24 protein-coding genes are annotated in these 25,106 nt (G+C 64.5%); 5 read left to right on the top strand and 19 right to left on the bottom strand.

Annotated features, from left to right (window positions below; translation table 11 throughout):
• Positions 1–157 precede the first annotated feature (157 nt).
• The 6 genes from SB764_RS33155 to SB764_RS33130 form a co-directional block, all read right to left on the bottom strand.
• The gene (locus tag SB764_RS33155; RefSeq protein ID WP_110329135.1) at positions 158–946 is read right to left on the bottom strand and encodes an aspartate/glutamate racemase family protein; all 789 of its coding nucleotides are present in this window, start codon (positions 944–946) and stop codon (positions 158–160) included.
• 43 nt (positions 947–989) lie between these two features.
• A complete protein-coding gene (locus SB764_RS33150) occupies positions 990–2,513 on the bottom strand; it encodes an NCS1 family nucleobase:cation symporter-1 (protein ID WP_321865418.1) in 1,524 nt (507 codons plus the stop codon).
• Positions 2,514–2,836: 323 nt separating this feature from the next.
• Positions 2,837–3,565: a GntR family transcriptional regulator gene (locus SB764_RS33145; RefSeq protein ID WP_065060143.1), complete on the bottom strand. Its 729-nt coding sequence runs from the start codon at positions 3,563–3,565 to the stop codon at positions 2,837–2,839.
• Positions 3,566–3,871: 306 nt separating this feature from the next.
• Positions 3,872–4,798, bottom strand: coding sequence for a muramoyltetrapeptide carboxypeptidase (ldcA, locus tag SB764_RS33140; RefSeq protein ID WP_183713963.1), 927 nt, complete (start codon positions 4,796–4,798; stop codon positions 3,872–3,874).
• A 41-nt stretch (positions 4,799–4,839) separates the two neighbouring features.
• Entirely contained in the window at positions 4,840–5,520 is a 681-nt protein-coding gene (gene tadA, locus SB764_RS33135) for a tRNA adenosine(34) deaminase TadA (RefSeq protein ID WP_110329133.1), read from the bottom strand.
• Positions 5,517–5,921: a DUF1992 domain-containing protein gene (locus tag SB764_RS33130; protein ID WP_065060145.1), complete on the bottom strand. Its 405-nt coding sequence runs from the start codon at positions 5,919–5,921 to the stop codon at positions 5,517–5,519. Before SB764_RS33130 ends, tadA begins: the two co-directional genes overlap by 4 nt.
• Positions 5,922–6,174: 253 nt before the next feature.
• Between SB764_RS33130 and SB764_RS33125 the strand changes: the two genes are divergently transcribed.
• Positions 6,175–6,363, top strand: coding sequence for a hypothetical protein (locus SB764_RS33125; RefSeq protein ID WP_074984526.1), 189 nt, complete (start codon positions 6,175–6,177; stop codon positions 6,361–6,363).
• A gap of 59 nt (positions 6,364–6,422) precedes the next feature.
• Here SB764_RS33125 and SB764_RS33120 read toward each other — a convergent pair whose 3' ends face one another.
• Together SB764_RS33120 and SB764_RS33115 are read right to left on the bottom strand one after the other, a co-directional pair.
• Positions 6,423–7,619: an amino acid aminotransferase gene (locus tag SB764_RS33120; RefSeq protein WP_110329132.1), complete on the bottom strand. Its 1,197-nt coding sequence runs from the start codon at positions 7,617–7,619 to the stop codon at positions 6,423–6,425.
• Positions 7,620–7,681: 62 nt separating this feature from the next.
• Positions 7,682–9,094 (bottom strand): amino acid permease, encoded by a 1,413-nt coding sequence (locus SB764_RS33115; protein ID WP_065060147.1) that lies wholly within the window; start codon positions 9,092–9,094, stop codon positions 7,682–7,684.
• A 254-nt stretch (positions 9,095–9,348) separates the two neighbouring features.
• Between SB764_RS33115 and SB764_RS33110 the strand changes: the two genes are divergently transcribed.
• Positions 9,349–9,822, top strand: coding sequence for an Lrp/AsnC family transcriptional regulator (locus SB764_RS33110; RefSeq protein ID WP_065060148.1), 474 nt, complete (start codon positions 9,349–9,351; stop codon positions 9,820–9,822).
• Positions 9,823–10,070: 248 nt separating this feature from the next.
• On the opposite strand, the gene guaA is transcribed toward SB764_RS33110, so the two are convergent.
• The 3 genes from guaA to guaB all read right to left on the bottom strand — a co-directional run bounded on the left by guaA (position 10,071) and on the right by guaB (position 13,976).
• Positions 10,071–11,654: a glutamine-hydrolyzing GMP synthase gene (guaA, locus tag SB764_RS33105; protein WP_074984522.1), complete on the bottom strand. Its 1,584-nt coding sequence runs from the start codon at positions 11,652–11,654 to the stop codon at positions 10,071–10,073.
• A 165-nt stretch (positions 11,655–11,819) separates the two neighbouring features.
• Complete coding sequence (locus SB764_RS33100) at positions 11,820–12,509, bottom strand: hypothetical protein (protein ID WP_410865979.1); 690 nt, start codon at positions 12,507–12,509, stop codon at positions 11,820–11,822.
• A 6-nt stretch (positions 12,510–12,515) separates the two neighbouring features.
• Positions 12,516–13,976, bottom strand: a complete 1,461-nt coding sequence (guaB, locus tag SB764_RS33095; RefSeq protein WP_065060151.1) for an IMP dehydrogenase — start codon at positions 13,974–13,976, stop codon at positions 12,516–12,518.
• Positions 13,977–14,289: 313 nt separating this feature from the next.
• Between guaB and SB764_RS33090 the strand changes: the two genes are divergently transcribed.
• On the top strand, positions 14,290–15,333 hold the full coding sequence (locus SB764_RS33090; RefSeq protein WP_410865978.1) for a DMT family transporter: 1,044 nt from the start codon (positions 14,290–14,292) through the stop codon (positions 15,331–15,333).
• Positions 15,334–15,465: 132 nt separating this feature from the next.
• On the opposite strand, the gene SB764_RS33085 is transcribed toward SB764_RS33090, so the two are convergent.
• Both SB764_RS33085 and SB764_RS33080 read right to left on the bottom strand, forming a co-directional pair.
• A complete protein-coding gene (locus SB764_RS33085; RefSeq protein WP_065060152.1) occupies positions 15,466–15,798 on the bottom strand; it encodes an RnfH family protein in 333 nt (110 codons plus the stop codon).
• Positions 15,795–16,238 carry a type II toxin-antitoxin system RatA family toxin gene (locus tag SB764_RS33080; protein WP_065060153.1) on the bottom strand — a complete coding sequence of 148 codons (444 nt, stop codon included), beginning with the start codon at positions 16,236–16,238 and terminating at the stop codon, positions 15,795–15,797. The genes SB764_RS33085 and SB764_RS33080 overlap by 4 nt, the downstream gene beginning before the upstream one ends.
• A 102-nt stretch (positions 16,239–16,340) precedes the next feature.
• Between SB764_RS33080 and smpB the strand changes: the two genes are divergently transcribed.
• Positions 16,341–16,787 (top strand): SsrA-binding protein SmpB, encoded by a 447-nt coding sequence (gene smpB / locus SB764_RS33075; protein ID WP_065060154.1) that lies wholly within the window; start codon positions 16,341–16,343, stop codon positions 16,785–16,787.
• A gap of 152 nt (positions 16,788–16,939) precedes the next feature.
• Here smpB and SB764_RS33070 read toward each other — a convergent pair whose 3' ends face one another.
• From SB764_RS33070 to ppsA, 3 genes are all read right to left on the bottom strand, one after another.
• On the bottom strand, positions 16,940–17,896 hold the full coding sequence (locus SB764_RS33070) for an SPFH domain-containing protein (RefSeq protein ID WP_074984518.1): 957 nt from the start codon (positions 17,894–17,896) through the stop codon (positions 16,940–16,942).
• A gap of 40 nt (positions 17,897–17,936) precedes the next feature.
• Positions 17,937–18,392, bottom strand: coding sequence for an NfeD family protein (locus SB764_RS33065; protein WP_074984517.1), 456 nt, complete (start codon positions 18,390–18,392; stop codon positions 17,937–17,939).
• Between the two features lie 161 nt (positions 18,393–18,553).
• Positions 18,554–20,953, bottom strand: coding sequence for a phosphoenolpyruvate synthase (gene ppsA / locus SB764_RS33060; protein ID WP_176079204.1), 2,400 nt, complete (start codon positions 20,951–20,953; stop codon positions 18,554–18,556).
• 403 nt (positions 20,954–21,356) lie between these two features.
• Between ppsA and SB764_RS33055 the strand changes: the two genes are divergently transcribed.
• Entirely contained in the window at positions 21,357–22,172 is an 816-nt protein-coding gene (locus tag SB764_RS33055) for a pyruvate, water dikinase regulatory protein (protein ID WP_065060157.1), read from the top strand.
• A 99-nt stretch (positions 22,173–22,271) separates the two neighbouring features.
• Here the strand turns inward: SB764_RS33055 and SB764_RS33050 are convergent, their stop codons facing one another.
• From SB764_RS33050 to lpxB, 3 genes are all read right to left on the bottom strand, one after another.
• On the bottom strand, positions 22,272–23,057 hold the full coding sequence (locus tag SB764_RS33050; protein WP_065060158.1) for a TrmH family RNA methyltransferase: 786 nt from the start codon (positions 23,055–23,057) through the stop codon (positions 22,272–22,274).
• 94 nt (positions 23,058–23,151) lie between these two features.
• Entirely contained in the window at positions 23,152–23,937 is a 786-nt protein-coding gene (rnhB, locus tag SB764_RS33045; protein WP_080180069.1) for a ribonuclease HII, read from the bottom strand.
• Positions 23,934–25,103, bottom strand: a complete 1,170-nt coding sequence (gene lpxB / locus SB764_RS33040) for a lipid-A-disaccharide synthase (protein WP_065060159.1) — start codon at positions 25,101–25,103, stop codon at positions 23,934–23,936. Before lpxB ends, rnhB begins: the two co-directional genes overlap by 4 nt.
• Positions 25,104–25,106 lie beyond the last annotated feature (3 nt).

Raw genomic sequence — 25,106 nt, 5'->3', positions numbered from 1 at the left:
AGGATTGGCGGGATTCGACGGCGATCTGCTTCACGGACCGGCCCAGTGTAGCGAAATCGTCAGGCCGCGCCCATATGCACGCTCAGATAGTGCAGGTCAAGCGAGGTGTATGAGCCGGACGGGCCGCGCCCGGCTTGCACGCTCGCCGGACACGCGTTTACCCGTAGCGCAGCGGGCGCACCGGCGGCGGCGTGTCCGTCGCGCTCGCGGGGCTGGTCGGGCTGAAGCGGGCGAATTCGCCGTCGTAGCGCTTGGCGAGCGGACGCGCGAAGTCGCCGCGCTTGGCGGTCGTCAGGCGCAGCGCGACCAGCGCCTCGACCCATTTCACGGCCGCCGTCACGCCATCGACGACCGGCACGCCCAGCGCGTCCTCCACCTGGGCGCACAGGCTCGTCATGCCCGCGCAGCCGAGCACGATGGCATCGCTGCCGTCTTCCTCGAGCGCGCGCCGGCATTCGTCGACGATCGCGCGGCGCGCCGCCGAACCCGGCTCGTCGAGTTCGAGCACGGCCACGTCGATCGCGCGCACGTTGCGGCAGAAACGCGTCATGCCATAGCGCTCGGCCAGATGCCAGGCCATCGCGCGGGTGCGCGAGAGCGTCGTCACCACCGAGAAGCCGGGCGCGAGCACGCTCGCCGCGTGCATGGCCGCTTCGGCGATGCCCACCACCGGCCCGCGCGCCAGTTCGCGCGCGGCGTACAGACCGGGATCGCCGAAGCAGGCGATCACGTAGCCGTCATAGCCCTCGCGCTCGCCCGCCTCCACTTCCGCGAGCAAGCCGGGCGTCGCGAGCGCCTCGTCGTAATAGCCCTCGATCGAGGGCGGCCCCATGGTCGGACTCACGGCCACCACATCGGTGCCCGGCGCAACGACGGCGCGCGCGCACTGCTCCATGGCGGCCGTCATGCGCTGCGTGGTATTCGGATTGATGAGTTTGATACGCATGGCAGTTCCTTCGTCTCCTTCGTCTCTTGCGTCTTTCGCGGGCTCAGGCCTGCGCGCGAGCGCGTTCGCCCATCGTGAAGGCGCGATAGAACAGTGCGCCGAGCGCCGCGCCGATGAACCACGAGAAGTTCGCCGCATTGCCGAACGACGGCACCATCACGCAGAGCACCGCGATCACGGCTGCGGGCAACAGCGCCGCGACCGCGCGCCAGTTCACGCCGTTGCTGTACCAGTACGCGCCCTTCGGCGAAACCGAATAAAGGTCGTCGACCGCGAGCCGGCCGCGCTTCACGAGATAGAAGTCGACGATCAGGACACCATACAAAGGCCCGATGAACGCGCCGAGCACGTCGAGCGTGTAGTGAATCACGCCCGGATTGTTGAACAGATTCCACGGCGTGATGAAGATCGACGCGACCGCCGCGAGCATGCCGCCCGCACGCCAGCTGATGAGACGCGGCGCGACGTTCGAGAAGTCGAACGCGGGCGACACGAAGTTCGCGACGATGTTGATGCCGATGGTCGCGATCGTGAACGTGAGCGCGCCCAGAATCACGGCGGTCGGATGATCGATACGACCCACCGTTTCGACCGGATCGGTAATCAGTTGCCCGAACACCGGCAGCGTCGCCGACGTCGTGATCACCGTGACCAGCGAAAACGCGAGAAAGTTGACGGGCAGGCCCCAGAAGTTGCCGCGATGCACGCTGCGCAGCGACTTGCCGTAGCGCGAGAAGTCGCCGAAATTGAGCATCGGCCCCGAGAAATACGACACCACCAGCGAGATCGCCGTGATCATCACCGGAATCACCTCGGTGCCGTGATACTTCACGCCGCCGAGATTCAGGCCGATGTTCTGCCAGCCCGCGCGATAAACCATGTAACCCGCGAGCGCGAACATCACCACGTAGACTGCCGGGCCCGCGAAGTCGATGAACTTCTTGATGGTGTCCATGCCGTTCCAGAACACGAACGCCTGCAGCACCCAGAGCGTCATGAAGCCGGCCCAGCCGACCGTGGAAAGACCGAGCATGCCGTGCTTGTGCACGTCGGCGTAAGGCATCAGTTGCGGGAAGAATTTGAGCACGACGATCACAAGCGCGCTTGACGCCAGGAAGGTCTGGATGCCGTACCACGCCACCGCGATGAGGCCGCGAATCACGGCGGGAATATTCGCGCCGAGCACGCCGAAGGTGCCGCGGCACGCGACCGGATACGGCACGCCGTGACGCTGACTCGGACGCGCGATGAGATTGCAGAGCACGTTCACGATCGAGATGCCGACGATCAGCGCGACCAGCACCTGCCAGCTCGTGAGACCAAGCGCGAACAGCGAGCCCGCGAACACATAGCCGCCGACGCTGTGCACATCGGACATCCAGAACGCGAAGATGTTGTACGCGCCCCAGGTTTGCTCCTTGAGCGGCGCAAGATCGTGGTTGTAGAGCCGCTCGCTGTAGCCGGCCGGGATCGTCAGATTGTCGGCGCCATCGCCGCTGTTGCCGCTTTCGCCTGAATCGAAACCGGGCACTGCCGGACTGCCTGGAGATGCGCTGAACTGAGCCATGACCCGCTCCTTGGGATGGATACGCCGACGGAAAAAAGACGCCTGAACGCCTCGACACGCGCGCCGCGCCGCTCGTTGCGGCCGCCGCGATGATTCCCTGCGGATGCACGGGGCCTTGCGCCGCGTGCTGGGCACCGCGTCGGTCGCCGCTTGCGCGCGCCCTGATCGCCGTGCCCACCGTCATGCCGATACGTGTGCGCTTCACGCCTGGCGGCATGCGCATCACGATCGTTTGAATTCCCGGGTTTGCGCTGTTTCGTTCTTTTATGCGGCGGCGGTTGCTCGCCGCAACGCTCGCCGCCCTGCCCGATTCGGCGTCTGGTTCAACGTCCGGACGCCGCGGTCTCGCGCGTGCCGAACACATCCTGCAAATCGACCGATGCGCCCGCCGGCCGGTCGAGCATTTTCAGCTCGACGCCCTGCAGATGCCGCACCATCAGCGCCGCCGCTTCCTGCGCCTGACCGCTTTCGAGCGCCGTCAAAATGGCCTCGTGATCGTCGTACGAACAGGGGCTGCGTCCCGGCGATTCGTAAAGCGCCGAAATCAGCGTCGAACGCGCCACCAGTCCGTTCAGGCAGTCGCACAGCACCGTGTTGCCGGTAAGCGTCGCGAGCGCCGTGTGGAACTCGCCCGAGAGGCGAATCCACGCCGGAAAGTCGCGGCTCTCGAACGCCTTGCGTTCGCGCCGGATCGTCTCGCCGATGCTCTTCAACCGCCGGTTGCCGTGCTGCGCGCTGCAAACGCGCTCCACCACCGCGAGTTCGATGATGCGGCGCATCTCGAACACCTCGTGAACCTCCTGTAGCGAAGGACTCGCGACGAACGCGCCCCGGTTCGGTTCCAGATCGACGAGATGATCGGTGGCCAGCAGCGCCAGCGCCTGGCGGATCGGGCCACGCTTCACGCCAAACACTTCGCACAACTGCGCTTCCGTCAGCTTCGCGCCAGGCGGCAAACGATGTTCGAGGATCGCGGCGCGGATACGCGCGGCGATCGCCTCGGGTTTCGTGCCGGTCGCGTCGGCTTCGGTATCGGTTTCGGTGTTTCGCATGTCTGTCACCTTGATGTTGGGTATGCTAGTTTGGACATAAATATTGTCAACAATTTTATCGGCCATCCTGGGGAAGACACCCACACCGACGCAAGACGTTCGTGCATCTCAACGGTGAAACCCGCGTCAATTCTGGGAATATCGCACTTTCGTGGTGACCAGCTGCCCCACATTGGCCCAATTTTTTGTCAACAATTTAGCGACGAGGCGGTTCCTTGAACATAGGTCTGGGGCGCGATTTATTGGCCGTTAGTTGCAAATAAGGCCTCAAAAAAAGCGCCCGAAGGCGCTTCGCAGTCACGTCGATCAGCCAAGATGCGGATACCCGCTCATCTGCAACTCGAAACCATGCGCGTGGGCGCTCAATTGCGCCTGCGCGCCGAACGGCAGCGTGACCATATCGGCGATATGGCCGAACGGCAGGCCCGTGATCACCGGAATGCCCGCCAGCGAGCGAATCTGTTCGATCGCTGCGTGCAGGTCGTAACCGTTGTCGTAGTCGAACGGCTTGCCGCCCGAAAAATCGCCGAGCACGAGTGCCTTCTGCCGCGCGAGGATGCCGGAAAGATGCAGCTGATACAGCATGCGTTCGACGCGGAACGGCTGCTCGTTCACATCCTCGACGAAAAGAATGCCGCCCTCCACCGGCGGCATATACGGCGTGCCGATCAGCGAGGTGAGCACGGCCAGATTGCCGCCCCAGAGCATGCCCGACACCTCGGCCTGCTGCGCCTGCGGCGCGTGCACCTTGAGCGTGTACTCGGGTTTCGTCAGCACGTCCCAGAAGTGGCGCATCGTGAAAGTGCTGAGCGTTTCCGCGCCGAAATCGCTGAGCAGCATCGGGCCGCCGAACGTCTTGATGCCTGCGCGCGCGAACAGCGCGAGCTGGATCGCCGTGAAATCGCTATGACCGACCAACGCGATCGGCTGATCGGTCAGGCGCCGCTGCAATCCTTCGTAGTCGAGTCCGTGCAGGACGCGCACCGCGCCGTAGCCGCCGCGCACCGCCAGCGCGATGTCGGGCAACGCGCGCGCGGGATCGGCGAGACGGTTCAGTTCGGCGGCGCGCTGGCCGTCGGTGCCCGCGAAGCGCTGAAAGCGGCGTTCGGTGGCGTCGACGTTCTCGACGCGGTGACCTTCGGCGCGCAGACGCGCGATCCCGCGATGCACCGCCGCCGGATCATGCGGATAGCCCGACGGCGCGATCAGTTCGATGGTGCGATGCTTGATCATGTTCGAGGCGGTGGAAGCTCGCCGGAGCGCGGCGAGCGGAGTCAGGATGGGTTGTCGTCGGACGGCGCGCCAGCGGAGGCGTCGGTGGCCTGCTCCGCCGCTGCGCGTCGCGCTTCTCGGCTGGCACGGCGCCGCTCGGCGAAGAACGACCGCAGCGCGTCGCCGCATTCCGTTTCGAGCACGCCGCCCATCACGCTCGTGTGGTGATTGAGCTGGCCGTTCGAAAAGGCATCGACGACGCTGCCGCACGCGCCCGTCTTCGGGTCGCGCGCGCCGTACACGACGCGCGAGATGCGGGCGTGCATGATGGCGCCCGCGCACATCAGGCACGGTTCTAGGGTCACATAGAGTTCACAGCCGGGCAAGCGGTAGTTACCCAGCGCGGCGCCGGCCGCGCGCAGCGCCGCCATTTCCGCGTGCGCCGACGGGTCGTGCGTGCCGATCGGATGATTGAAGCCCGTGGCGATCACCTCGTCGCCGCGCACCAGCACCGCGCCGACCGGCACTTCGCCGGCCGCGCGCGCTTCGTCGGCGGCGGCTTGCGCGAGGCGCATGAAATGGCGGTCGCGGTCGGTGACGGAATCGGGTTGAGGAGCGGCGCAGGCGTCAGCCGAATGATCGGCGGAAGGAGCGACTGAAGGGTCGACAGCGGCAGCCGGTTCGGCGCTGACGCCCGGCTGCGGCGTCTCGTCGGGCGGCGTGGCGCCCGGATCGACGTTCACGCGCTGCCCGCCGCGAAGCCGCCCTCGCCTGCCGCGCGTTCGGACAGGCGTTCGGCGATACGGCGTCGATATTCGTGCGGCACGACCATCGGGCCGCCGCGCAGCGACTCCAGCGCCATGTCGAGCGCGAGCATGCGCGCGCGCAGGCGGCAGCGCGCGGCTTTGTTGTCGCCGACCTTGGCGAGTTCTTCCTGGAGATCGCGCAGCGCGCGCAGTTGTTCGACCGCGGGCGGCACGAAACCGGCGTTCTTCAGGATGCGGTTCGCGACCCGGACGTCATCGGGCACGAACGGGTCGTCGTCGAGTTCCTGGGGCGCGCGTGCGCCATCCAGATCGTCGAAGTCGCCGCGCGCTGCTGCGGCGGCAATCCGTTGTTCGACGAGGGCATCAAGCAATTTCATCGGCAATCCACTACGTTGCGGCCCACGCATTCTATCAGGGTAAGACCTGGAAGACCGTCGACGTCTGTCGTGTGACACGTCAAGCTCTTACAGGTTGACAGGCGCCCTGTTTGATGCGAAGCGCATTAACTCAGACCAATACCGGAAAAACCGGATACGTCTGATGGCGCCCAGCCGCGGCACGGCGTTAGCGTGGCCAATCGGGGCGCAGGATCGACGCCGCCATCGCTCAACATTCTCTGGTGCGCACGCAATGACGAAACACACGAGTTTTGATGACAATCCGGTTAGATTTCGCGCGGCGCTCGCGCGCAAGGCGCGTTTGGGCGCGATCGGCCTCTTGATCGCCGTCAGCCTCAGCGGCTGCGGCGTGTTCTGCGGCGCAGCGGGCGGCAGCGGTGGCGGCGTCGCCGGCGGGTGCGGAACCGGCATGCGCTTCTAAAAAGCAAAGGCCCCGCTTTCACGGGGCCTTTGCCTGCATTGCGTGGATCGATTCGCTGCTTAGTCCTTCAGCACCTTGCCCACCGCATCGACCACGACGCTCACGTTCTTCTCATTGAGCCCGGCCACGCACATGCGGCCCGAACGCAGGATGTACACGCCGAACTCTTCCTTGAGCCGATCGACCTGCTCCGCGCTCAGCCCCGTGTACGTGAACATGCCGCGCTGCTTGACGTAGCGCTCCAGCGCCTCGCCGCTCACGTGCGCCTTGAGGCCGTCGTGAATCTTCACGCGCATGCGCGCGATGCGCTCGCACATCGCCGCCAGCTCGGTTTCCCACGATTGCTTGAGTTCCGGCGTCGAGAGCACGCGCGTGACGATCTTCGCGCCGTGCGTCGGCGGATTGCTGTAGTTCGAGCGCACCGCGCCGGTCAGTTGACCCAGCACGCGATCCGCGGCCGCTGCGTCTTCGCAGATCACATGCAGACCGCCGCAACGCTCGCCGTACAGCGAGAAGTTCTTCGAGAACGAGTTCGCGACCAGCGCCGGCACGCCACGGCGGCCGAGTTCGCGCACGGCGAACGCATCGGCATCGAGGCCCGCGCCGAAGCCCTGATACGCCATATCGACGAACGGCAGCAGATCGCGCTTTTGCAGCACGTCAATCAGTTGCACCCACTGCGCGTCGTTCAGATCGACGCCGGTCGGGTTATGGCAGCACGCATGCAGCAGCACCACGCTCTTCGCGGGCAGCGCGTCGATGGCCGAGAGCATCGCGTCGAACTTCAGGCCGCCCGTCGCCTCGTCGTAGTACGGATACGTGTTCACCTCGAAGCCCGCGCGCTCGAAGATGAAGCGATGGTTTTCCCACGTCGGATCGCTCACCCACACCTGGCTCTGCGGGAAATAGCGCTTGATGAAATCGGCGCCGACCTTGAGCGCGCCCGAGCCGCCGAGCGTCTGCACGGTCGCGATGCGAGCCGCCGCGCGCGACGGGCACTCGGCGCCGAACACGAGCGCCTGCACCGCATCGCGATACTGCGCGAAACCGGCCATCGGCAGATAGGGCTTCGGACCCGGCTCGTTGAGAATCGCCGCTTCCGCTGCGTGGACGGCCTGCATCACCGGCAAGCGGCCGTCGTCGTCGAAATAGATGCCAATGCTCAGATTGACCTTGTTCTGGCGCGGATCTTTCTGGAAGTTCTCGTTGAGCGAGAGAATCGGGTCGCCGGGATAGGCATCGATATGTTCGAACATGACGGTTGCTTGTTTCGTTGATGAGCAGGTTACGAAGTGGCCGGCGCAGTTTGTCGACTCGCTTATCGCGTCGGCACGCTGCCTTGCAGCGCGGGCGCCGCGCCACGACGCCAGAAACGATACGCGCCGGCGAGCACGGCCAGCCACACGGGAATCAGATACACGGAAATGCGCAGGTCCGGAATCAAATACATTACAACGAGAATGCCCGCGAGGAACACCAGGCACACGTAATTCGTGAGCGGATAGCCGAGGCTCTTGAACGCCGTCGTCTCGCCGGCGCGCGCCTTTTCGCGGCGGAATTTCAGGTGGATCAGGCTGATCATCGCCCAGTTGATGATCAGCGCGGAGACCACGAGCCCCATCAGCAGCTCGAAAGCCTTGCCCGGCATGAAGTAGTTGATCAGCACGCAAGCCGCCGTCGCGACCGCCGTCACCGCGAGCGCCGCCAGCGGAATGCCGCGGCTGTTCACCTTGAGCAGCGCGCGCGGCGCGTTGCCCTGCAGCGCGAGACCGTAGAGCATGCGGCTGTTGCAGTACACGCCGCTGTTATAGACCGAGAGCGCCGCCGTCAGCACGACCACGTTGAGCACGTGCGCGACGAGATTGCTGTTCATCGCGTGGAAAATCAGCACGAAGGGGCTGCCGCCCGACACGACCTTTTCCCACGGATACAGCGAGAGCAGCACGCCCAGCGCGCCGACGTAGAAAATCAGGATGCGATAGATGACCTGGTTGGTCGCGCGCGGGATGGTGTGCGAGGGATCGTCGGCTTCGGCGGCGGTGATGCCGACCAGTTCGAGACCGCCGAACGAGAACATCACGACGGCCATCGACATCACGAGACCCGACACGCCGTGCGGGAAGAAGCCGCCGTGACGCCAGAGATTCGACACGCCCGCTTCCGGCCCCGCCGAACCCGAGAGCAGCAGCCAGCCGCCGAACGCGATCATGCCGACGATGGCGAGCACCTTGATGATCGCGAACCAGAATTCGAGCTCGCCGTACGACTTGACGCTCGCCAGATTGATGCCGTTGATGACGACGAAGAAGCCGAGCGCCGACACCCACGTCGGCAGAGTCGGCCACCAGTAGTGCATGTAGATGCCGACCGCCGACAGTTCCGCCATGCTCACGAGCACGTAGAGCACCCAGTAATTCCAGCCGGAGAGAAAGCCTGCAAACGGGCCGAAGTATTTATCGGCGAAATAGCTGAACGAACCGGCGACGGGCTCGTCGACCACCATCTCGCCCAGTTGCCGCATGATGAAGAACGCGACGACGCCGGCAATGGCATAGCCGAGCAGCACCGAGGGACCGGCCGTCTGGATCGTCTGCGCGATGCCGAGGAACAGGCCCGTGCCGATTGCGCCGCCCAGCGCGATCAGTTGAATGTGACGGTTCTTGAGGCCGCGCTTGAGGTGGCCGTTCGCGTCCTGCTGACCGCGTGCGCCGCTTGTATCGTGGGAAACCATGTCTCTTCCTGTCTCTTCTTTATCGATGCGCCCGCGAGGTGTCCGGCTGGGGACCCTGCACGGCCGCGCGAAATAAAATTGCGCGCGCAACTTTCTGCGCTGGCGCGCTTACGAGACCATCGGCAGCAGCCGACAAGCCCGTCAGGTGCGCCCAGTGTATAGGCGGCGGGGGAAAATATGATTTCATCTGATACGCAGGCAAACCCTGATTGGTACAATTTCGTTTCGCATCGAACTTATCCCGAGCAAGAAAAGTGCAAAACATCGCCCTCGACCCCATCGATCTGCGGCTACTTGCCGCGCTCCAGCAGCACGGACGCGCCTCGAACCTCGAGCTGGCCGCCGCCGTGAAGCTCTCGCCGGCCCAGACGCTCAGACGCCATCGCCGACTCGAAGAACTGGGCGTGATCAAGCGCTACGAGACGCGCCTCGACCCGCAAGCACTTGGCTTTGGCGTGGTCGCGTTCATTCAGGTGACGATGGAGCGCGGGCACATGCGCGAGCTTATGAAGTTCAAGGAACTCGTCGCGCAGTTGCCGCAGGTGCAGGAGTGCTACTCCGTGACCGGCGATATCGACTACGTACTGAAAGTGGTGGCGCGCGATCTCAAGGCGCTGTCCGAATTCCTGCTAGACACGCTCATGCGCGCGCCTGGCGTGAGCAGCGTGCATTCGATTGTCTGCCTCGATGAACTCAAGGGTACGAGCGCGATGCCGCTGGAGGCGTGAGCGGAGCGTGAAGCCGGCTCGCTGGGGATAAGTCCCGTGCGGGTACACAATTTTATCTCATTTGCATGCCGCAGATGAGGGAAGATTGCGTTTTGGCCCTGTGAGCAAGGGCGAAATCGAATAAGTACGAAGGGATCAGATTTTGTAGCGGACGCGGATGCCGCCAACAAAAAAACCCGCGCCGGATCGAGATCCGTGCGCGGGTTTTTTGTTGACGCCGACGTGCAAGCGCGTCGGTTAGAACGGGATTATTCCCACTCGATCGTCGCAGGCGGCTTACCCGAAATGTCGTACACGACACGGTTAATACCGCGCACTTCATTGATGATGCGATTCGACACATGGCCGAGCAGCTCATGCGGCAGATGCGCCCAATGCGCCGTCATGAAGTCGAGCGTCTGCACAGCGCGCAGCGCGACGACATACTCATACGTGCGGCCATCGCCCATCACGCCCACGCTCTTCACCGGCAGGAACACCGCGAATGCCTGGCTCGTCAGCTCGTACCACGACTTGCCGGTTTCCTTGTCGATGGTGTTGCGCAGCGTCTCGATGAAGATCGCGTCCGCGCGGCGCAGCAAATCCGCGAAATCGCGCTTCACTTCGCCGAGAATCCGCACGCCCAGACCCGGGCCAGGGAACGGGTGGCGATACACCATGTCGTGCGGCAGACCGAGCTTCACGCCCAGTTCGCGGACTTCGTCCTTGAACAGTTCGCGCAGCGGCTCGAGCAGTTTCAGGTTCAGCGTTTCCGGCAGGCCGCCCACGTTGTGGTGGCTCTTGATCGTGTGCGCGCCCTTCTTGCCCTTGCCCGCCGACTCGATCACATCCGGATAGATCGTGCCTTGCGCGAGCCACTTCGCGTCCGTCAGCTTGCCCGCTTCCGTCTGGAACACTTCCACGAATTCGGCGCCGATGATCTTGCGCTTCGCTTCCGGATCGGTCACGCCCGCCAGCTTCGACATGAACGCCTGGCTCGCATCGACGTGAATCACCTTCACGCCGAGGTTGTCCGCGAACATCGACATGACCTGTTCGGCTTCGTTCAGGCGCAGGAGGCCGTGATCGACGAACACGCAGGTCAGCTGGTCGCCGATCGCGCGATGCAGCAGCGCCGCGGCCACCGACGAATCCACGCCGCCCGACAGACCGAGAATGACGTGTTCCTTGCCGACCTGCTTGCGGATCGCTTCGACGGCTTCGTCGATGTAGTGACCCATTTCCCAGTCGGCCTTCGCGTTACAGATGCCCAGCACGAAGCGCTCGAGCATCGCGCGACCCTGCACCGTATGCGTGACTTCCGGGTGCCATTGCAGGCCGTAGAAGTGACGCGCCTCGTCGGCCATCGCCGCGATCGGGCACGATTCCGTCGACGCCATCAGCTGGAAGCCCGCCGGCATTTCGATGACCTTGTCGCCGTGGCTCATCCACACCTTGAGCATGCCGTGGCCTTCCGACGTGCGGAAGTCTTCGATGCCGTTCAGGAAGCTCGTGTGATTGCGCGCGCGCACTTCGGCATAGCCGAATTCGCGCAGGTGGCCGCCGTCGACCTTGCCGCCGAGCTGCTCGGCCATCGTCTGCATGCCGTAGCAGATGCCGAGCACGGGCACGCCCAGTTCGAACACGGCTTGCGGCGCGCGCGGCGTGTCGGTTTCGGTGACCGAATTCGGGCCGCCCGAGAGAATGATGCCCTTCGGTGCGAATTCGCGGATGAACGCGTCGTCGACGTCGTACGGGTGGATTTCCGAGTAGACGTTGGCTTCGCGCACGCGGCGCGCGATCAGCTGGGTGACTTGCGAACCGAAGTCGAGGATCAGGATTTTGTCATGCATGGCAGCGGACGAGACCTCAAAAAGAACGGATACAGAAAGCCGCGCGCTGGCTGAGCATGGCGCGCGGCATGAATTTTTCGGACCGGGGCGCGGAACCTTGCCGCCGTGGAGCGGCGCGGTTCGGGCGGACTACGTCTGTCGAAACGGCGGCCGGTTTCGCGGGCCTTAGCCACGCAGCGGCGGCCTCGGCGCGTCGGCGGCTTCGTCGCGCGCGGTGAGGCGCGCGTCCGCGGCTTCGGTCGACCCGGCGGCTTCGGCCACCGGATGCGGGACCATTGTCGATCCGGCAGCGGGCGCAGCGGGCGCAAGCGGCTCGACCACCACCGGCTCGACGGCAGGCGCCGTCTTCTCGCCCGCGAAAACCGGCTTCGCGTAGACGACCGGCTCGTCGCGGCGGGCTTTCGCCGCCGCACGCGCTTCGCGCTCCTGCGCAGCGGCTTCGGAAGCCAGCACGCGATCGCGCTGCTTCACCGCGCCCGCGAGACGCGCGCCGCCAAGTCCGACGATGATCAGCCAGACCCCGACCGCGCCCGCCACAAGCTGACCGAAGCCTGTGAGCCGCGGCTCGTGCAGACCGATCAGCCAGACCAGCATCAGCACACCCGCGATCCAGTTGACGTGGCCCGCGGTGCGTCCGACCGTGGCGGTCAGCGCGCCGTCGATGGCGCCGCGCAGCGCGAGCCAGGCGAAACCGATCAGCACGACCCCGAACGCCTGTCCGATGAGCGCCGGCTGCGTCTGCACGAGTTGCAGCGCGTTGTAGAGCGAGGTCCACGGCGTGAGCAGAAACAGCACGCCGAAACCCAGCAACGTCAACGCATCGACAATCAGTACTATGCGCAGCAGCGGCTTCATCGGGGCTTAGTCCACGTGGTAGTTGGGCGCTTCCTTCGTGATCTGCACGTCATGCACGTGCGATTCGTTCAAGCCGGCGCCGGTGATCTGCACGAACTCCGCCTTCGTGTGCAGTTCGTCGATCGTGCGGCAACCACAGTAGCCCATCGAGGCGCGCACGCCGCCGATCATCTGGAACAGGATCGCGTTGATCGGGCCCTTGTAGGCCACACGGCCTTCGATGCCTTCCGGCACGAGCTTGTCGATGTTCGCCGAGTTGTCCTGGAAGTAGCGGTCCGCCGCGCCGTCCTTCATCGCGCCGACCGAACCCATGCCGCGGTACGACTTGTACTGGCGGCCCTGGAACAGGAACACGTCGCCCGGCGATTCTTCGGTGCCCGCGAACATGCTGCCCATCATCACGGCGTTCGCGCCGGCGGCCAGCGCCTTCGACACGTCGCCCGAGTAGCGCACGCCACCGTCGGCGATGCACGGCACGCCGGTGCCCTTGAGCGCTTCGGCGACGTTCGAGATGGCCGTGATCTGCGGCACGCCCACACCCGCGACGATACGCGTCGTGCAGATCGAACCCGGGCCGATACCGACCTTCACGCCGTCCGCGCCGTACTCGACGAGCGCGCGCGCAGCGTCAGCCGTGGCGATGTTGCCGCCGATGACTTCGACGTGCGGGAAGTTCTGCTTGACCCAGCGAACGCGCTCGAGCACGCCCTTGCTGTGGCCGTGCGCCGTATCGACGACGATGACGTCGACGCCGGCCTGCACCAGCAGCTCGACGCGCTCTTCGTTGTCAGGACCGACGCCGACTGCCGCGCCCGCGCGCAGCTTGCCGTGCTCGTCCTTGCAGGCGGCCGGGTGTTCGGTCTGCTTGGTGATGTCCTTGACGGTCATGAGGCCGCGCAGTTCGAACGCTTCGTTCACGACCAGCACGCGCTCGAGGCGGTGGCTGTGCATGAGCGACTTGGCTTCGGCCAGCGGCGTGCCTTCCTTGACGGTGACGAGGCGCTCGCGCGGCGTCATGATCGAGCGCACGGGTTCGTCGAGACGGGTTTCGAAGCGCAGATCGCGGTTGGTCACGATACCGACGAGTTGCGCGCCTTCCACGACCGGGAAGCCCGAGATGCCATGCTGCTGCGAGAGCGCGATGACGTCGGCGACCTTCATCTGCGGCGGCACGGTAATCGGATCGCGCACGACGCCCGACTCGAAACGCTTCACCTTCGCCACTTCGCGCGCCTGTTCGGACGGCGTGAGGTTCTTGTGGACGATACCGACGCCGCCCTGCTGCGCCATGGCGATCGCCAGACGACCTTCCGTGACGGTATCCATAGCGGCCGACACGAGCGGAATGTTCAGGGAGATATTGCGGGTCAGCCGGGTTTTCAGGCTGGTGTCGCGCGGGAGAACGTCGGAGAAGGCGGGAACGAGGAGCACGTCATCGAACGTGAGTGCTTTCTGGATCAGACGCATGGCAAATCCTATAGGCGCAAAAGCAGATTATACGGGATACCGCCCTGGAAATCATCAGTGCCTACAGTAGCTTAGCGCCGAATTTGGGATTTCCGCGAAGTTTTGAAGGGGTCTCGCGGCGCCTCGGACATCGTATGCGCACCGGGATTTCGACCCGATTTTCACTTCAGCTCCGCCGCACGCGAGTCCGGTGCAGGATTGAACAAGACGCGCGCGCACCGCCCCGCTATGCTGGCACCCATTCTGAGCGGCCATGCGGGCCGCCAGCGCGCAATCAGCGCGTCCAAGCAAAGCCGAAGCGGAGGCAAGTGAAATGCAGCGTGGTGTGTTGTACGGCGTGTTGGCCGGTGCGTTATGGGGAACCGTCTTTCTGGTGCCCCGGCAATTGCCGGAGTTTTCGCCGCTGCTGCTGAGCGCCGGGCGCTATGTCATGTACGGGCTCGTTTCGCTCGCGGCGCTCGTGCCGATGCTGCGCCGCGTCTGGCCGCGCATCACGCGCGCGGATCTGATCGCGCTCGTCAAGCTCGCGCTGATGGGCAATCTGCTTTATTACCTCTTTCTCGCCAGTGCAATCCATCTCGTGGGCATCGCGCCCGCTTCGCTGATCGTCGGCGTGCTGCCGGTGACCGTCACGTATCTGGGTCGTGGCGATCACGGCGCCGTGCCGCTTTCGAAGCTCGTCTGGCCGCTCGCGATGATCGCGGCCGGCATCGTCTGCATCAACGTGGATGTGTTCACGGCCGACGCCTCCGACCACGCGAGCGTGCTGACCAAGATCGCCGGGCTCGGCTGCGCGCTGGGCGCGCTGGTCTGCTGGACGTGGTTCGCGGTCGAAAACGCGCGCTACCTCCAGCGCAACGACCACTTCGGCGGCAATGAATGGTCAGTGCTCTGGGGCGTGGTGACGGGCGCGCTCGGCGCGCTGCTGTGGCTCGTGATTCTCGTGCTGCCCTCCGGCGCGGTGCAGGCAACCGTCGCCGACGGCCGCTGGACCACGTTCTGGCAACTCAATCTGGTGCTGGCGATCGGCGCGTCGTGGCTCGGCAACGGGCTCTGGAACGCCGCCGCCAAGCGCCTGCCGCTCACGCTGTCCGGGCAGATGATCGTATTCGAGACGCTGTTCGCGCTGCTCTACGGCTTTATCTACGATCACCGCCTGCCGCGCGTACTCGAAGTCGCCGCCATCGTCCTGCTGATGGCGGGCGTGAGCTGGTCGGTGCGCCAGCACGCGGGCGGCCCGGAAGACACCGCGCACGGCGACGGCTTCGTGCCGGACGGCGATCTGCCGGGTCTCGGCGGCGATTCGGGCCCGCGCAGGCCCGGCAACGGCAGCGAGCGACGCAGCACGACGGCTTGATCCCGCTTGATCCCTTGTGGAGCGGGCGCGAAAACCGCGCGCTTAAAACGAATTCGGCGCGGTCCATCGAACGATGGCCGCGCCGAAATGCTGATCGCTCAGACTAAAACGCCGAAGACACGCCGAACCGGCTCAGCGCGAATCCTTGTTCTGCCACTTGCGCCCTTCGATCGAGCCTTCCTTACGCGTTTTGTCAACGCGGCGCTGGCGCGCGAGCTTCGGATCGACCAGCAGCGGACGGTAGATTTCCACGCGGTCGTGGTCGGCGAGCACCGTGTCGAGCGGCTTGAGCTTGCCGTAGACGCCCACCTTCAGTTTCGTCAGATCGATCTCGGGATGGCGCGCGAGCACGCCGCTCGCCTCGATGGCCTGCTGCACCGTGGCGCCCGGCGCCAGTTGCACGCCGATGAGCGTCTGCGCGTCGGGCAGCGCGTAGCAGACGTCGATGGACAGTGTCGCGCTCATACCTTGTTCTTGCCGTAGCGCTGGTCGGCACGCTTGACGAACGAATCGACAAAGGTGTTCGCGATGTGATGGAACACCGGCCCGATGATCTTTTCGAGAATGATGTTCGAAAACTCGTAATGCAGCGCGAATTCGATCTTGCAGGCATCGGCGCGCAGCGGCGTGAAGCGCCAGGCGCCCGTGAACTTCTTGAAAGGACCGTCCGTGAACTCCATATCGATACGTTCCGGGCGTGTCTGCGTGTTGCGCGTGGCGAAGTGCTGCTTGATACCCTTGAAGTTGATGTCGATCTTCGCCTCCATACCGGTTTCGTCCTTGCGACGAACCTCGACGCCGCCGCACCACGGCAGGAAGTTGGGGTAGTCGTCGACATCGGTGACGAGGTCGAACATCTGTTCCGCCGAATGGCGAATCAACACGGTTTTCTGGACATCCGCCATAAATTGCGCAATGCGAGGCAAGGGTGAAAGCGCGACGGGCTTTCGCTGGCCCGCTTTGCTAAAATCGTAATTTTACAAGAGTTGGGCCTTTTCCATTTTCCTATGAGCATCATCGACAACAGAAAAGCGTTCTTCGACTACTTCATCGAAGAGCGCTACGAGGCAGGACTCGTGCTCGAAGGATGGGAGGTCAAGGCTATGCGCGCCGGGCGGGCCCAGATCAAGGAAGGCTACGTCATCATCAAGGACGGCGAGCTTTACCTGATCGGCACGCACATCAGCCCGCTGCCGGAGGCCTCGACGCACATCAATCCCGATCCCACGCGCACCCGCAAGCTGCTGCTGCACCGCGACCAGATCGACAAGCTGATCGGGAAGATCGAGCAGCGCGGCTTCACGCTCGTGCCCCTGAATTTCCACTACAAGGGCGGTCGCGTGAAGTGCGAAATCGGCCTTGCGAAGGGCAAGAAGCAGCACGACAAGCGCGAAACCGAGAAGCAGCGCGACTGGCAGCGCGAAAAGGCGCGCCTGATGCGCACGCCGACCTGATCGCACGCGTTCCACGCGTCACGTGCGTCCGGATGCAAAAAGGGCGGCTTCGAGCCGCCCTTTTTTCGTCTGAACCACCCGAAACCGAACCGTGCGAAACGACGCGAAATCGGTCCCCAAATGTGCCGATTTGCCGCAGCCGGGCGGCCCGCTCAGACGCCCTTCGCCGCGTCCCGGCTCAACTGCCCTTCCTTCATGCCGGTACGGTTCACGATGGTGAGCGCCGACGCGATCATCGAACTCAGATCGCTCATATTGCCCGGCACGATCAGCGTGTTGCCCTGTTTAGCCAGATTGCCGAACGCGTTCACATACTGCTCGGCCACCTTGAGGTTGACGGCGTCCATACCGCCCTGCGCCTGGATCGAATTGCCGATCTTCTGGATCGCCTGCGCATTCGCCTCGGCCACGGCCAGAATCGCCGCCGCCTGCCCCTGCGCCTGGTTGATGGCCGCCTGCCGCTCGCCTTCCGACTTCTGGATCGCCGCCTCGCGCGCACCGGCCGCGAGGTTGATCTGCTCCTGCTTGCGGCCTTCCGACGCCGCGATCAGCGCGCGCTTCTCGCGCTCGGCGGTGATCTGCGCCTGCATCGCGTGGAGGATTTCCTTCGGCGGCGTGAGATCCTTGATCTCGTAGCGCAGCACCTTCACGCCCCAGTTCGACGCCGCTTCGTCGAGCGACGACACCACGCTGTGGTTGATGAAATCGCGTTCCTCGAAAGTCTTGTCGAGCTCCAGCTTGCCGATCACCGAGCGCAGCGTGGTTTGCGAAAGCTGCGTGATCGCGAACACGAAATTGCTCGAACCATACGACGCCTTCATCGGATCGGTGACCTGGAAGTACAGCACGCCGTCGACCTGAAGCTGGGTGTTGTCGCGCGTGATACAGATCTGGCTCGGGACGTCGAGCGGAATTTCCTTGAGCACGTGCTTGTACGCCACACGGTCGATGAACGGCAGCACGATCGTGAGGCCCGGCGTGAGCGTTGCGTGATAGCGGCCCAGCCGCTCCAACACCCACGCGTGCTGCTGCGGCACGATCTTGACCGTCTTCGACACCATCACGATGACGATCACGAGCAAAATCAATCCGACGATAGGCACTTGCATACACTTTCCCCCTGAGCTTCGACTGGTTTGTTTCGATTGATCACGCGTGACGCGGCGCGCCCGCTGCGCGATGCGCGCCCACGATCAGACAGTTGCCGCGCACAGCCTGGATTTCATAGAGGGGCGCGTTATCGGGCTCGCCGGGCGCGAGTTCCACGTCCCATTCGGCGCCGCGATACATCGAGCGCGCGCGGCCTTCATGCCACGCGGCGACAGTCAGCGTCGAGCCGATATCGAGGTTCACGCCAGGATCGGTCGACGCATCGACCATGCGGCGGCGACGTCCAAACCGCGAGCGGCGCAGCACGATCACCGCGATCAACGCCACAAGCGCCGCGCACATGAGCTGCAGATCGAGCGGCGCGCCCAGCTCATACGCCGCCACGCCCGCGAGAAAGCCAAGCGCGATCATCAGCAGATAGAAGGTGCCGGTCATCAGCTCGGCCACGATCAGCACGCCCGCGCCGATCCACCAGAACACACCATGCGGACCCACTTCGACCTCCCAAAGCAAAACACCCCGGATAGACCGGGGTGTTATAGCACGAAGCTGACACTTTTTTCCGCAGCGCGCGAAAGTGAAGCGTAAGGTACCTCGACCGCCTCAACCTTCGCGCACGGCGCGTCACACACGAAACGCATGTGACGCGGGCTGCCTTACTTGCCTTGCGACTTGGCCAGCGCCTGCCACGTTTCGACAACCGTGTCCGGATTCAGCGAAATCGAAGCGATGCCTTCTTCAGCAAGCCACTGGGCGAAGTCCGGATGATCGGACGGGCCCTGTCCGCAGATGCCGACGTACTTGTCCAGGCGGCGGCAGGTTTCGATCGCACGCTTGAGCAGGAACTTGACGGCCGGGTCGCGTTCGTCGAAGTCGGCGGCCAGCAGTTCCATGCCCGAGTCGCGGTCGAGACCGAGCGTGAGCTGCGTCAGGTCGTTCGAACCGATCGAGAAGCCGTCGAAGTACTGCAGGAACTCTTCGGCAAGAATCGCGTTCGTCGGCACTTCGCACATCATGATCAGGCGCAGACCGTTTTCGCCGCGCTTCAGACCGTACTTCGCGAGCAGGCCAACCACGCGCTCCGCCTGCTTCAGCGTACGCACGAACGGCACCATGATCTCGACGTTCGCGAGGCCCATTTCTTCACGCACGCGCTTGAGCGCCAGGCACTCCATTTCGAACGCCTGCGCGAAGTCGTCGGCGATGTAGCGCGACGCGCCGCGGAAACCCAGCATCGGGTTTTCTTCGTCCGGCTCGTAACGCGAACCGCCGATCAGCTTCTTGTACTCGTTCGACTTGAAGTCGGACATCCGCACGATGACGGGCTTCGGATAGAACGCCGCCGCGATCGTGGCGATGCCTTCCGTCAGCTTGTCGACGTAGAACGCGCGCGGCGACGCATGGCCGCGCGCCACGCTTTCCACGGCCTTCTTCAGGTCCGCGTCGACGTTCGGATACTCGAGAATCGCCTTCGGGTGAACGCCGATGTTGTTGTTGATGATGAACTCCAGACGCGCGAGGCCGACACCTGCGTTCGGCAGTTGCGAGAAGTCGAACGCGAGTTGCGGGTTGCCGACGTTCATCATGATCTTGACCGGAATGGCCGGCAGCTCGCCACGCTGGACTTCGCTGACTTCGGTTTCCAGCAGACCGTCGTAAATGCGGCCTTCGTCGCCTTCCGCGCACGACACCGTCACCAGCGCGCCGTCCTTGAGCAGGTCGGTTGCGTCGCCGCAACCCACGACTGCCGGCACGCCCAGCTCACGCGCGATGATCGCCGCGTGGCAGGTACGGCCGCCACGGTTCGTGACGATGGCCGCTGCGCGCTTCATCACCGGCTCCCAGTTCGGGTCGGTCATGTCGGCGACCAGCACGTCGCCCGGCTGCACGCGTTCCATTTCGGACGGATCGTGAATCACCTTCACGCGGCCCGCGCCGATCTTCTGACCGATTGCGCGGCCCGTTGCCAGCACCTGCGACTGACCCTTGAGCTTGAAGCGCTGCTCGGCCTTGCCGGCGGCCTGGCTCTTCACCGTCTCCGGGCGCGCCTGGAGAATGAAGATCTTGCCGTCGAGACCGTCCTTGCCCCACTCGATGTCCATCGGACGCTGGTAGTGCTTCTCGATGATGACGGCGTACTTGGCCAGCTCGATCACGTCTTCGTCGGTGATCGAGAAACGGTTGCGCTGTTCGTGCGAGACGTCGACCGTCTTCACGCGGCCCGGCTCGCCCGGCTGCGTGAATTCCATCTTGATGAGCTTCGAGCCGATCGAGCGGCGAATGATCGGCGCCTTGCCTTGTGCGAGCGTGGTCTTGAAGACGTAGAACTCGTCCGGATTCACGGCGCCCTGCACCACGGTTTCACCGAGGCCGTAGCTTGACGTGATGAACACCGCTTCCTTGAAGCCCGATTCCGTGTCGAGCGTGAACATCACGCCAGCCGCGCCGCGGTCCGAACGGACCATGCGCTGCACGCCAGCCGACAGGGCGACTTCGGCGTGGGTAAAGCCCTTGTGGACGCGATACGAGATGGCGCGGTCGTTGTAGAGCGACGCGAACACGTGCTTGAGGCGGTCGAGCACGTCTTCGATGCCGACCACGTTCAGGTAGCTTTCCTGTTGACCGGCGAACGAAGCGTCGGGCAGGTCTTCCGCCGTTGCCGACGAGCGGACGGCGAACGAGAGTTCCGACGGCGAGCTCGCCTTCAGCGTTTCGAAGCCGGCGCGGATGTCCGCTTCCAGTTTCGGCTGCAGCGGCGCGTCGATGATCCATTGACGGATTTCCTTACCCGCTTCGGCCAGCGCCTTGACGTCGTCGACGTCGAGCGTTTCCAGACGGGCGGCGATCCGCTCGGTCAGGTTGTTGTGCTTCAGGAAGTCGCGGAATGCGAGCGCGGTCGTCGCGAAACCCGTGGGCACGCGCACGCCAGCCTCAGCCAACTGGCTGATCATTTCGCCGAGCGAGGCGTTCTTGCCGCCCACGATCTCGACGTCGGTCATCCGCAACTGCTCGAAAGGCACTACATAAGCCTGATCCTTGGCAACGGTGTTAGTCATACAAGCCCCTAAGTGTGAAAAAAATTCACGATTGCGCAAGTGGGCTCGAACGCGGACCGCCCATTGGAAGCGGATTCGCGTCTTGCGCAACCTGTTGGAGAAGCAATCGCGAGAGGTGCGAAAGCTCACACGCAGCGGAAGGAAAAGCAGGAAGATGCGCGCGATTGCAGGGAGTTATGCAAAATCGCTGCAAGTTGACGCCAGATTGAGCCACGATGGACTGCCGTTTGGCGTGGTTGCACTGCAATTGCTTATCCAACAGGTTGCCGCTATTCTACCGTGCCGACTACAGAAATTGTGTCAGTCGGCGAGAATCGCGCCGCGGCCCCGCCCGCAGGCGTAGTCCGGGCGCCCAAGCCCGTCCTGTGAGCCGCACAGCAGTTCACGTACCCAGCCTCATCCGATGCCGCCAACCGTATTCATCGTCTCCGACGGTACCGGGATCACCGCCGAGACTTTCGCGCATTCGATCCTGTCGCAGTTCGACCAGAAATTCCGCCTCGTGCGCGTTCCGTTCATCGATTCGACGGAAAAAGCCTACTCGACCGCCGAAAAAATCAACGAAGCCGCCGTTCAGGAAGGCCGCCGTCCGATCGTCTTCACGACGCTCGTGGACAGCAATTCGAACGAGATCGTCAAACGCGCGAACGCGCTCGTGCTCGACATGTTCCAGACTTTCGTGGAACCGCTCGAACAGGAGCTGGAGCTCAAGTCGAGCCACGCGATGGGTCGCGGCCACCAGAACGCCGACACCGACGAATACAAGAACCGCATCGAGGCGATCAACTTCTCGCTCGCGCACGACGACGGCCAGTCGGACCGCAATCTCGCCGACGCCGACGTGATCCTCGTGGGCGTGTCGCGCAGCGGCAAGACGCCGACGAGCCTTTATCTGGCGATGCAATACGGCGTGAAGGCCGCGAACTATCCGCTGATCCCCGACGACTTCGAGCGCGGCAAGATGCCGAATTCGCTGCTGCCGCATCGCGGCAAGATCTTCGGCCTGTCGATCGATCCGCAGCGCCTCACGGAAATCCGCAACGAACGCCGTCCGGGCAGCAAGTACGCGGCGCTGGAAAATTGCCGCTACGAAGTGAACGAGGCCGAGGCGATGATGCGCCGTGAAGGCATCAAGTGGCTCTCCTCCACGCACAAGTCGATCGAGGAAATCGCCACCACGATCCTGCAGGAAATCCGCATCGACAAGCCCGCCTATTGAGCGATCGAGCGCGGCCGATCGCGGAAACGGATCGCTGCAAACGCAAAAAGGCCCGCACGCAGCGGGCCTTTTTCAATTTGCGGCGACGATCCGCAAGATTCAGCGCGCGCGGCGCTGCTGCCGGCATTGCTCGAACACGCACACGGCGGCGGCCGCCGCCACGTTGAGCGACTCCATGCCGCCTGGCTGTGGAATGGTCACGCGCAGCGCGGCCGCGTCGCGCCAGACCTGCGAGACGCCCGCGCCTTCGTTGCCGAACACCCAGGCGACCTGACCCGAGAGATCGGCCTCGTCGATGGCCTGCGCGCCGTGCGAATCGGTGATCACGACGGGCACGCCGAGCAGATCGACGAGCGTCTCGGGCTCGACGTTCTCGAACACCTGCAACAGGAAATGCGCGCCCATCGCCGAGCGCAGCACCTTCGACGACCACGCGTAGGCGGTCCCCGGCGTGCAGAACACCTTGTCGATACCCGCCGCCGCCGCGCTACGCAGAATCGAGCCGACGTTGCCCGCGTCCTGCAGACCGTCGAGCACGAGGCAAGTCGATTCGACGCGCTGCGGCAGCGTCGCTTCGGGCATATCGACGAGCAGCAGCATGCCCGCGCCGTGCACTACGTTCGAAAGCTGGCCGAACAGCGCGTCGGGGAGCGTGATGATACGGCGCTCGTCCACGCGCGCGACGATGTCCTGCGCCTCCGCGTGCGCGAGCGCGCCTTCGGTCACGACGCAATATTCGGGCTGCGAGCCGCCATCGAGCCAGGCGCTCGCCAGATGGAAGCCTTCGAGCAGCGCCTGATGCGCGCGGCGCTGCTGATGGGTCGAGCCGGCCAGCGCCTTGAGGCGCTTGTAGAGCGGATTGTCGCGCGAGGTAATGGCTTTCACGGGCGGGCCTGACGATCAGTAATGCGATGAATGAAAAGGAAAACGGCGCCGCACGAGGCGACGCCGATAGGGCTGCGCGGCGACACGCGTGCGTCTAGAGCGGCGCGAATGCGTCGCCTTCGGCCGCGGACGCCGCCGTAGCGACGCTTGCGGTCAGCACCGCGCCGTGCAGCGCAAACGCTTCGCGCACCGGCGCGAACGAGCGGCGATGATGTTCGCACGGACCATGTTCGCGCAGCGCGGCCAGATGCTGCGCCGTGCCGTAGCCCGCGTGCGCATCGAAGCCGTAGAACGGGAAGGTTGCGTGCAACTGCGTCAGCATGCGGTCGCGCGTGACCTTGGCGATGATCGACGCCGCCGAAATCGCGGGCACGAGCGCGTCGCCGCCAATCACCGCTTCGCTGCGCACCGGCAGCACCGGGCAGCGATTGCCGTCGATCTTCGCCAGCGTCGGCGTGACGCTCAGGCCTTCGACAGCGCGGCGCATGGCCAGCATCGTCGCGTGCAGGATGTTGAGCGTGTCGATTTCCTCGACGCTCGCTTCGGCCACGCACCAGGCCAGCGAGTGCTCGACGATCAGATCGTAGAGCGCGTCGCGCGCCTTGGCCGTGAGCACCTTCGAGTCGTCGAGTCCGGCAATCGGGCGCGCCGGATCGAGAATCACCGCGGCCGCGACCACGGGACCGGCGAGCGGGCCGCGCCCGGCTTCGTCGACGCCGCAAATCACGTCGTCGGGCGACTCGAACAGCAAGCCGGCCTGTTCCGCGAGTTGCAGACGCGCAGCGCGCTTTTGCGCCGCCTGCGACGGCGCCTTCGCCCGCGTCGCGCCGCCCGCCGCACCCTTGGGCGCGGCCTTGGCGCGGGTCGTGCTTCCGGTCATGCCTTGCTCCTGCGGCCTTCGGTGATGCGCGCGACCACTTCCGCCGCGCGCTCCGCGGTGTTCTGGCGCAGCGCGATGTGCATCTGCGTGAACACTTCGGTCAGGGTGCGCCGGTTCGCCTCGTCGTGCAACTGCGTGAGCGTGGCTTCGGCCAGCGCCTCGGGCGTGGCGAAATGCTGAAGAATCTCGGGCACGACGAAGCGTCCCGCGAGAATGTTCGGCAGACCGACATACGGCAGATAGCCCTGGCGGCGCATGATCTGACCCGTGAGCCAGGGCACCTTGTACGAGATGACCATCGGCTTCTTGAGCAGTGCGGCCTCCAGCGTGACCGTGCCGCTCTTCACGAGGATCGCGTCGGCGGCTGTCATCGCAACCTGCGACTGGCCGTCGATGATCGTCAGCGCGAGACCCTGATGCGAATTCGCGAGTTCCTGCAACTGCGCGTGGATCGCGGGCGTCGCCGCCGGCATCACGAAACGCAGACCCGGCTCGCGCTGCTGCATGATCTGCATCGCGTCGAAGAAGGTCGGGCCGATCAGGTTGATCTCAGAGCGACGGCTGCCCGGCAGCACGGCGATCACCGGGCCGCTCTCGGGCAGACCGAGCGCGCGACGCGCGCCCGGCACGTCCGGTTCGAGCGGAATCTCGTCGGCGAGCGGATGGCCCACGTAGGACGCAGCCACGCCGGCCTTTTCGAGAATCGCCGTTTCGAACGGGAACACGCAGAGCATGTGATCCACCGACTTCTGGATCTTCTTGATGCGGCCGCCCCGCCACGCCCAGATCGACGGACAGACGAAGTGAATCGTCGGAATGCCGGCGTCGCGCAGTGGGTGTTCGAGGCCGAAATTGAAATCCGGCGCGTCGACGCCGATGAAAGCGTCGGGCGGTTCCGCGAGCAGTTGATGCTTGAGCTCGTTGCGGATGCGCAGGATTTCGGGAATGTGCTTGAGCGCCTCGACGTAGCCACGCACGGTCAGCTTGTCCATCGGCCAGTGCGCGTCGAAACCGACGGCCTGCATGCGCGGGCCGCCGATTCCGTAGTACTGCGTGCTATCCGGCAGCTTGCTGACGAGCCCCTTGAGCAGCGACGACGCGAGCAGGTCGCCGGACGGTTCGCCGGCGACCATCGCGAGACGCAGCGGACGGTTTTGCAGCGCCATCGT

It is taken from the genome of Paraburkholderia sp. SIMBA_027, from assembly GCF_046535315.1.
GTDB lineage: Bacteria > Pseudomonadota > Gammaproteobacteria > Burkholderiales > Burkholderiaceae > Paraburkholderia > Paraburkholderia tropica.
This window is presented reverse-complemented; position numbering and strand designations above follow the sequence as displayed.

Bases quoted from the DNA above. Each gene is read 5' to 3' on its own strand.
- rnhB (WP_080180069.1), bottom strand. From the start codon at position 23,937: ATGACCGGAAGCACGACCCGCGCCAAGGCCGCGCCCAAGGGTGCGGCG.
- SB764_RS33125 (WP_074984526.1), top strand. From the start codon at position 6,175: ATGACGAAACACACGAGTTTTGATGACAATCCGGTTAGATTTCGCGCG.
- guaB (WP_065060151.1), bottom strand. From the start codon at position 13,976: ATGCGTCTGATCCAGAAAGCACTCACGTTCGATGACGTGCTCCTCGTT.
- ldcA (WP_183713963.1), bottom strand. From the start codon at position 4,798: ATGATCAAGCATCGCACCATCGAACTGATCGCGCCGTCGGGCTATCCG.
- SB764_RS33055 (WP_065060157.1), top strand. From the start codon at position 21,357: ATGCCGCCAACCGTATTCATCGTCTCCGACGGTACCGGGATCACCGCC.
- SB764_RS33120 (WP_110329132.1), bottom strand. From the start codon at position 7,619: ATGTTCGAACATATCGATGCCTATCCCGGCGACCCGATTCTCTCGCTC.
- SB764_RS33080 (WP_065060153.1), bottom strand. From the start codon at position 16,238: ATGGCGGATGTCCAGAAAACCGTGTTGATTCGCCATTCGGCGGAACAG.
- SB764_RS33155 (WP_110329135.1), bottom strand. From the start codon at position 946: ATGCGTATCAAACTCATCAATCCGAATACCACGCAGCGCATGACGGCC.
- SB764_RS33115 (WP_065060147.1), bottom strand. From the start codon at position 9,094: ATGGTTTCCCACGATACAAGCGGCGCACGCGGTCAGCAGGACGCGAAC.
- lpxB (WP_065060159.1), bottom strand. From the start codon at position 25,103: ATGGCGCTGCAAAACCGTCCGCTGCGTCTCGCGATGGTCGCCGGCGAA.
- SB764_RS33150 (WP_321865418.1), bottom strand. From the start codon at position 2,513: ATGGCTCAGTTCAGCGCATCTCCAGGCAGTCCGGCAGTGCCCGGTTTC.
- SB764_RS33145 (WP_065060143.1), bottom strand. From the start codon at position 3,565: ATGCGAAACACCGAAACCGATACCGAAGCCGACGCGACCGGCACGAAA.
- SB764_RS33090 (WP_410865978.1), top strand. From the start codon at position 14,290: ATGCAGCGTGGTGTGTTGTACGGCGTGTTGGCCGGTGCGTTATGGGGA.
- guaA (WP_074984522.1), bottom strand. From the start codon at position 11,654: ATGCATGACAAAATCCTGATCCTCGACTTCGGTTCGCAAGTCACCCAG.
- smpB (WP_065060154.1), top strand. From the start codon at position 16,341: ATGAGCATCATCGACAACAGAAAAGCGTTCTTCGACTACTTCATCGAA.
- ppsA (WP_176079204.1), bottom strand. From the start codon at position 20,953: ATGACTAACACCGTTGCCAAGGATCAGGCTTATGTAGTGCCTTTCGAG.
- SB764_RS33100 (WP_410865979.1), bottom strand. From the start codon at position 12,509: ATGAAGCCGCTGCTGCGCATAGTACTGATTGTCGATGCGTTGACGTTG.
- SB764_RS33130 (WP_065060145.1), bottom strand. From the start codon at position 5,921: ATGAAATTGCTTGATGCCCTCGTCGAACAACGGATTGCCGCCGCAGCA.
- SB764_RS33070 (WP_074984518.1), bottom strand. From the start codon at position 17,896: ATGCAAGTGCCTATCGTCGGATTGATTTTGCTCGTGATCGTCATCGTG.
- SB764_RS33085 (WP_065060152.1), bottom strand. From the start codon at position 15,798: ATGAGCGCGACACTGTCCATCGACGTCTGCTACGCGCTGCCCGACGCG.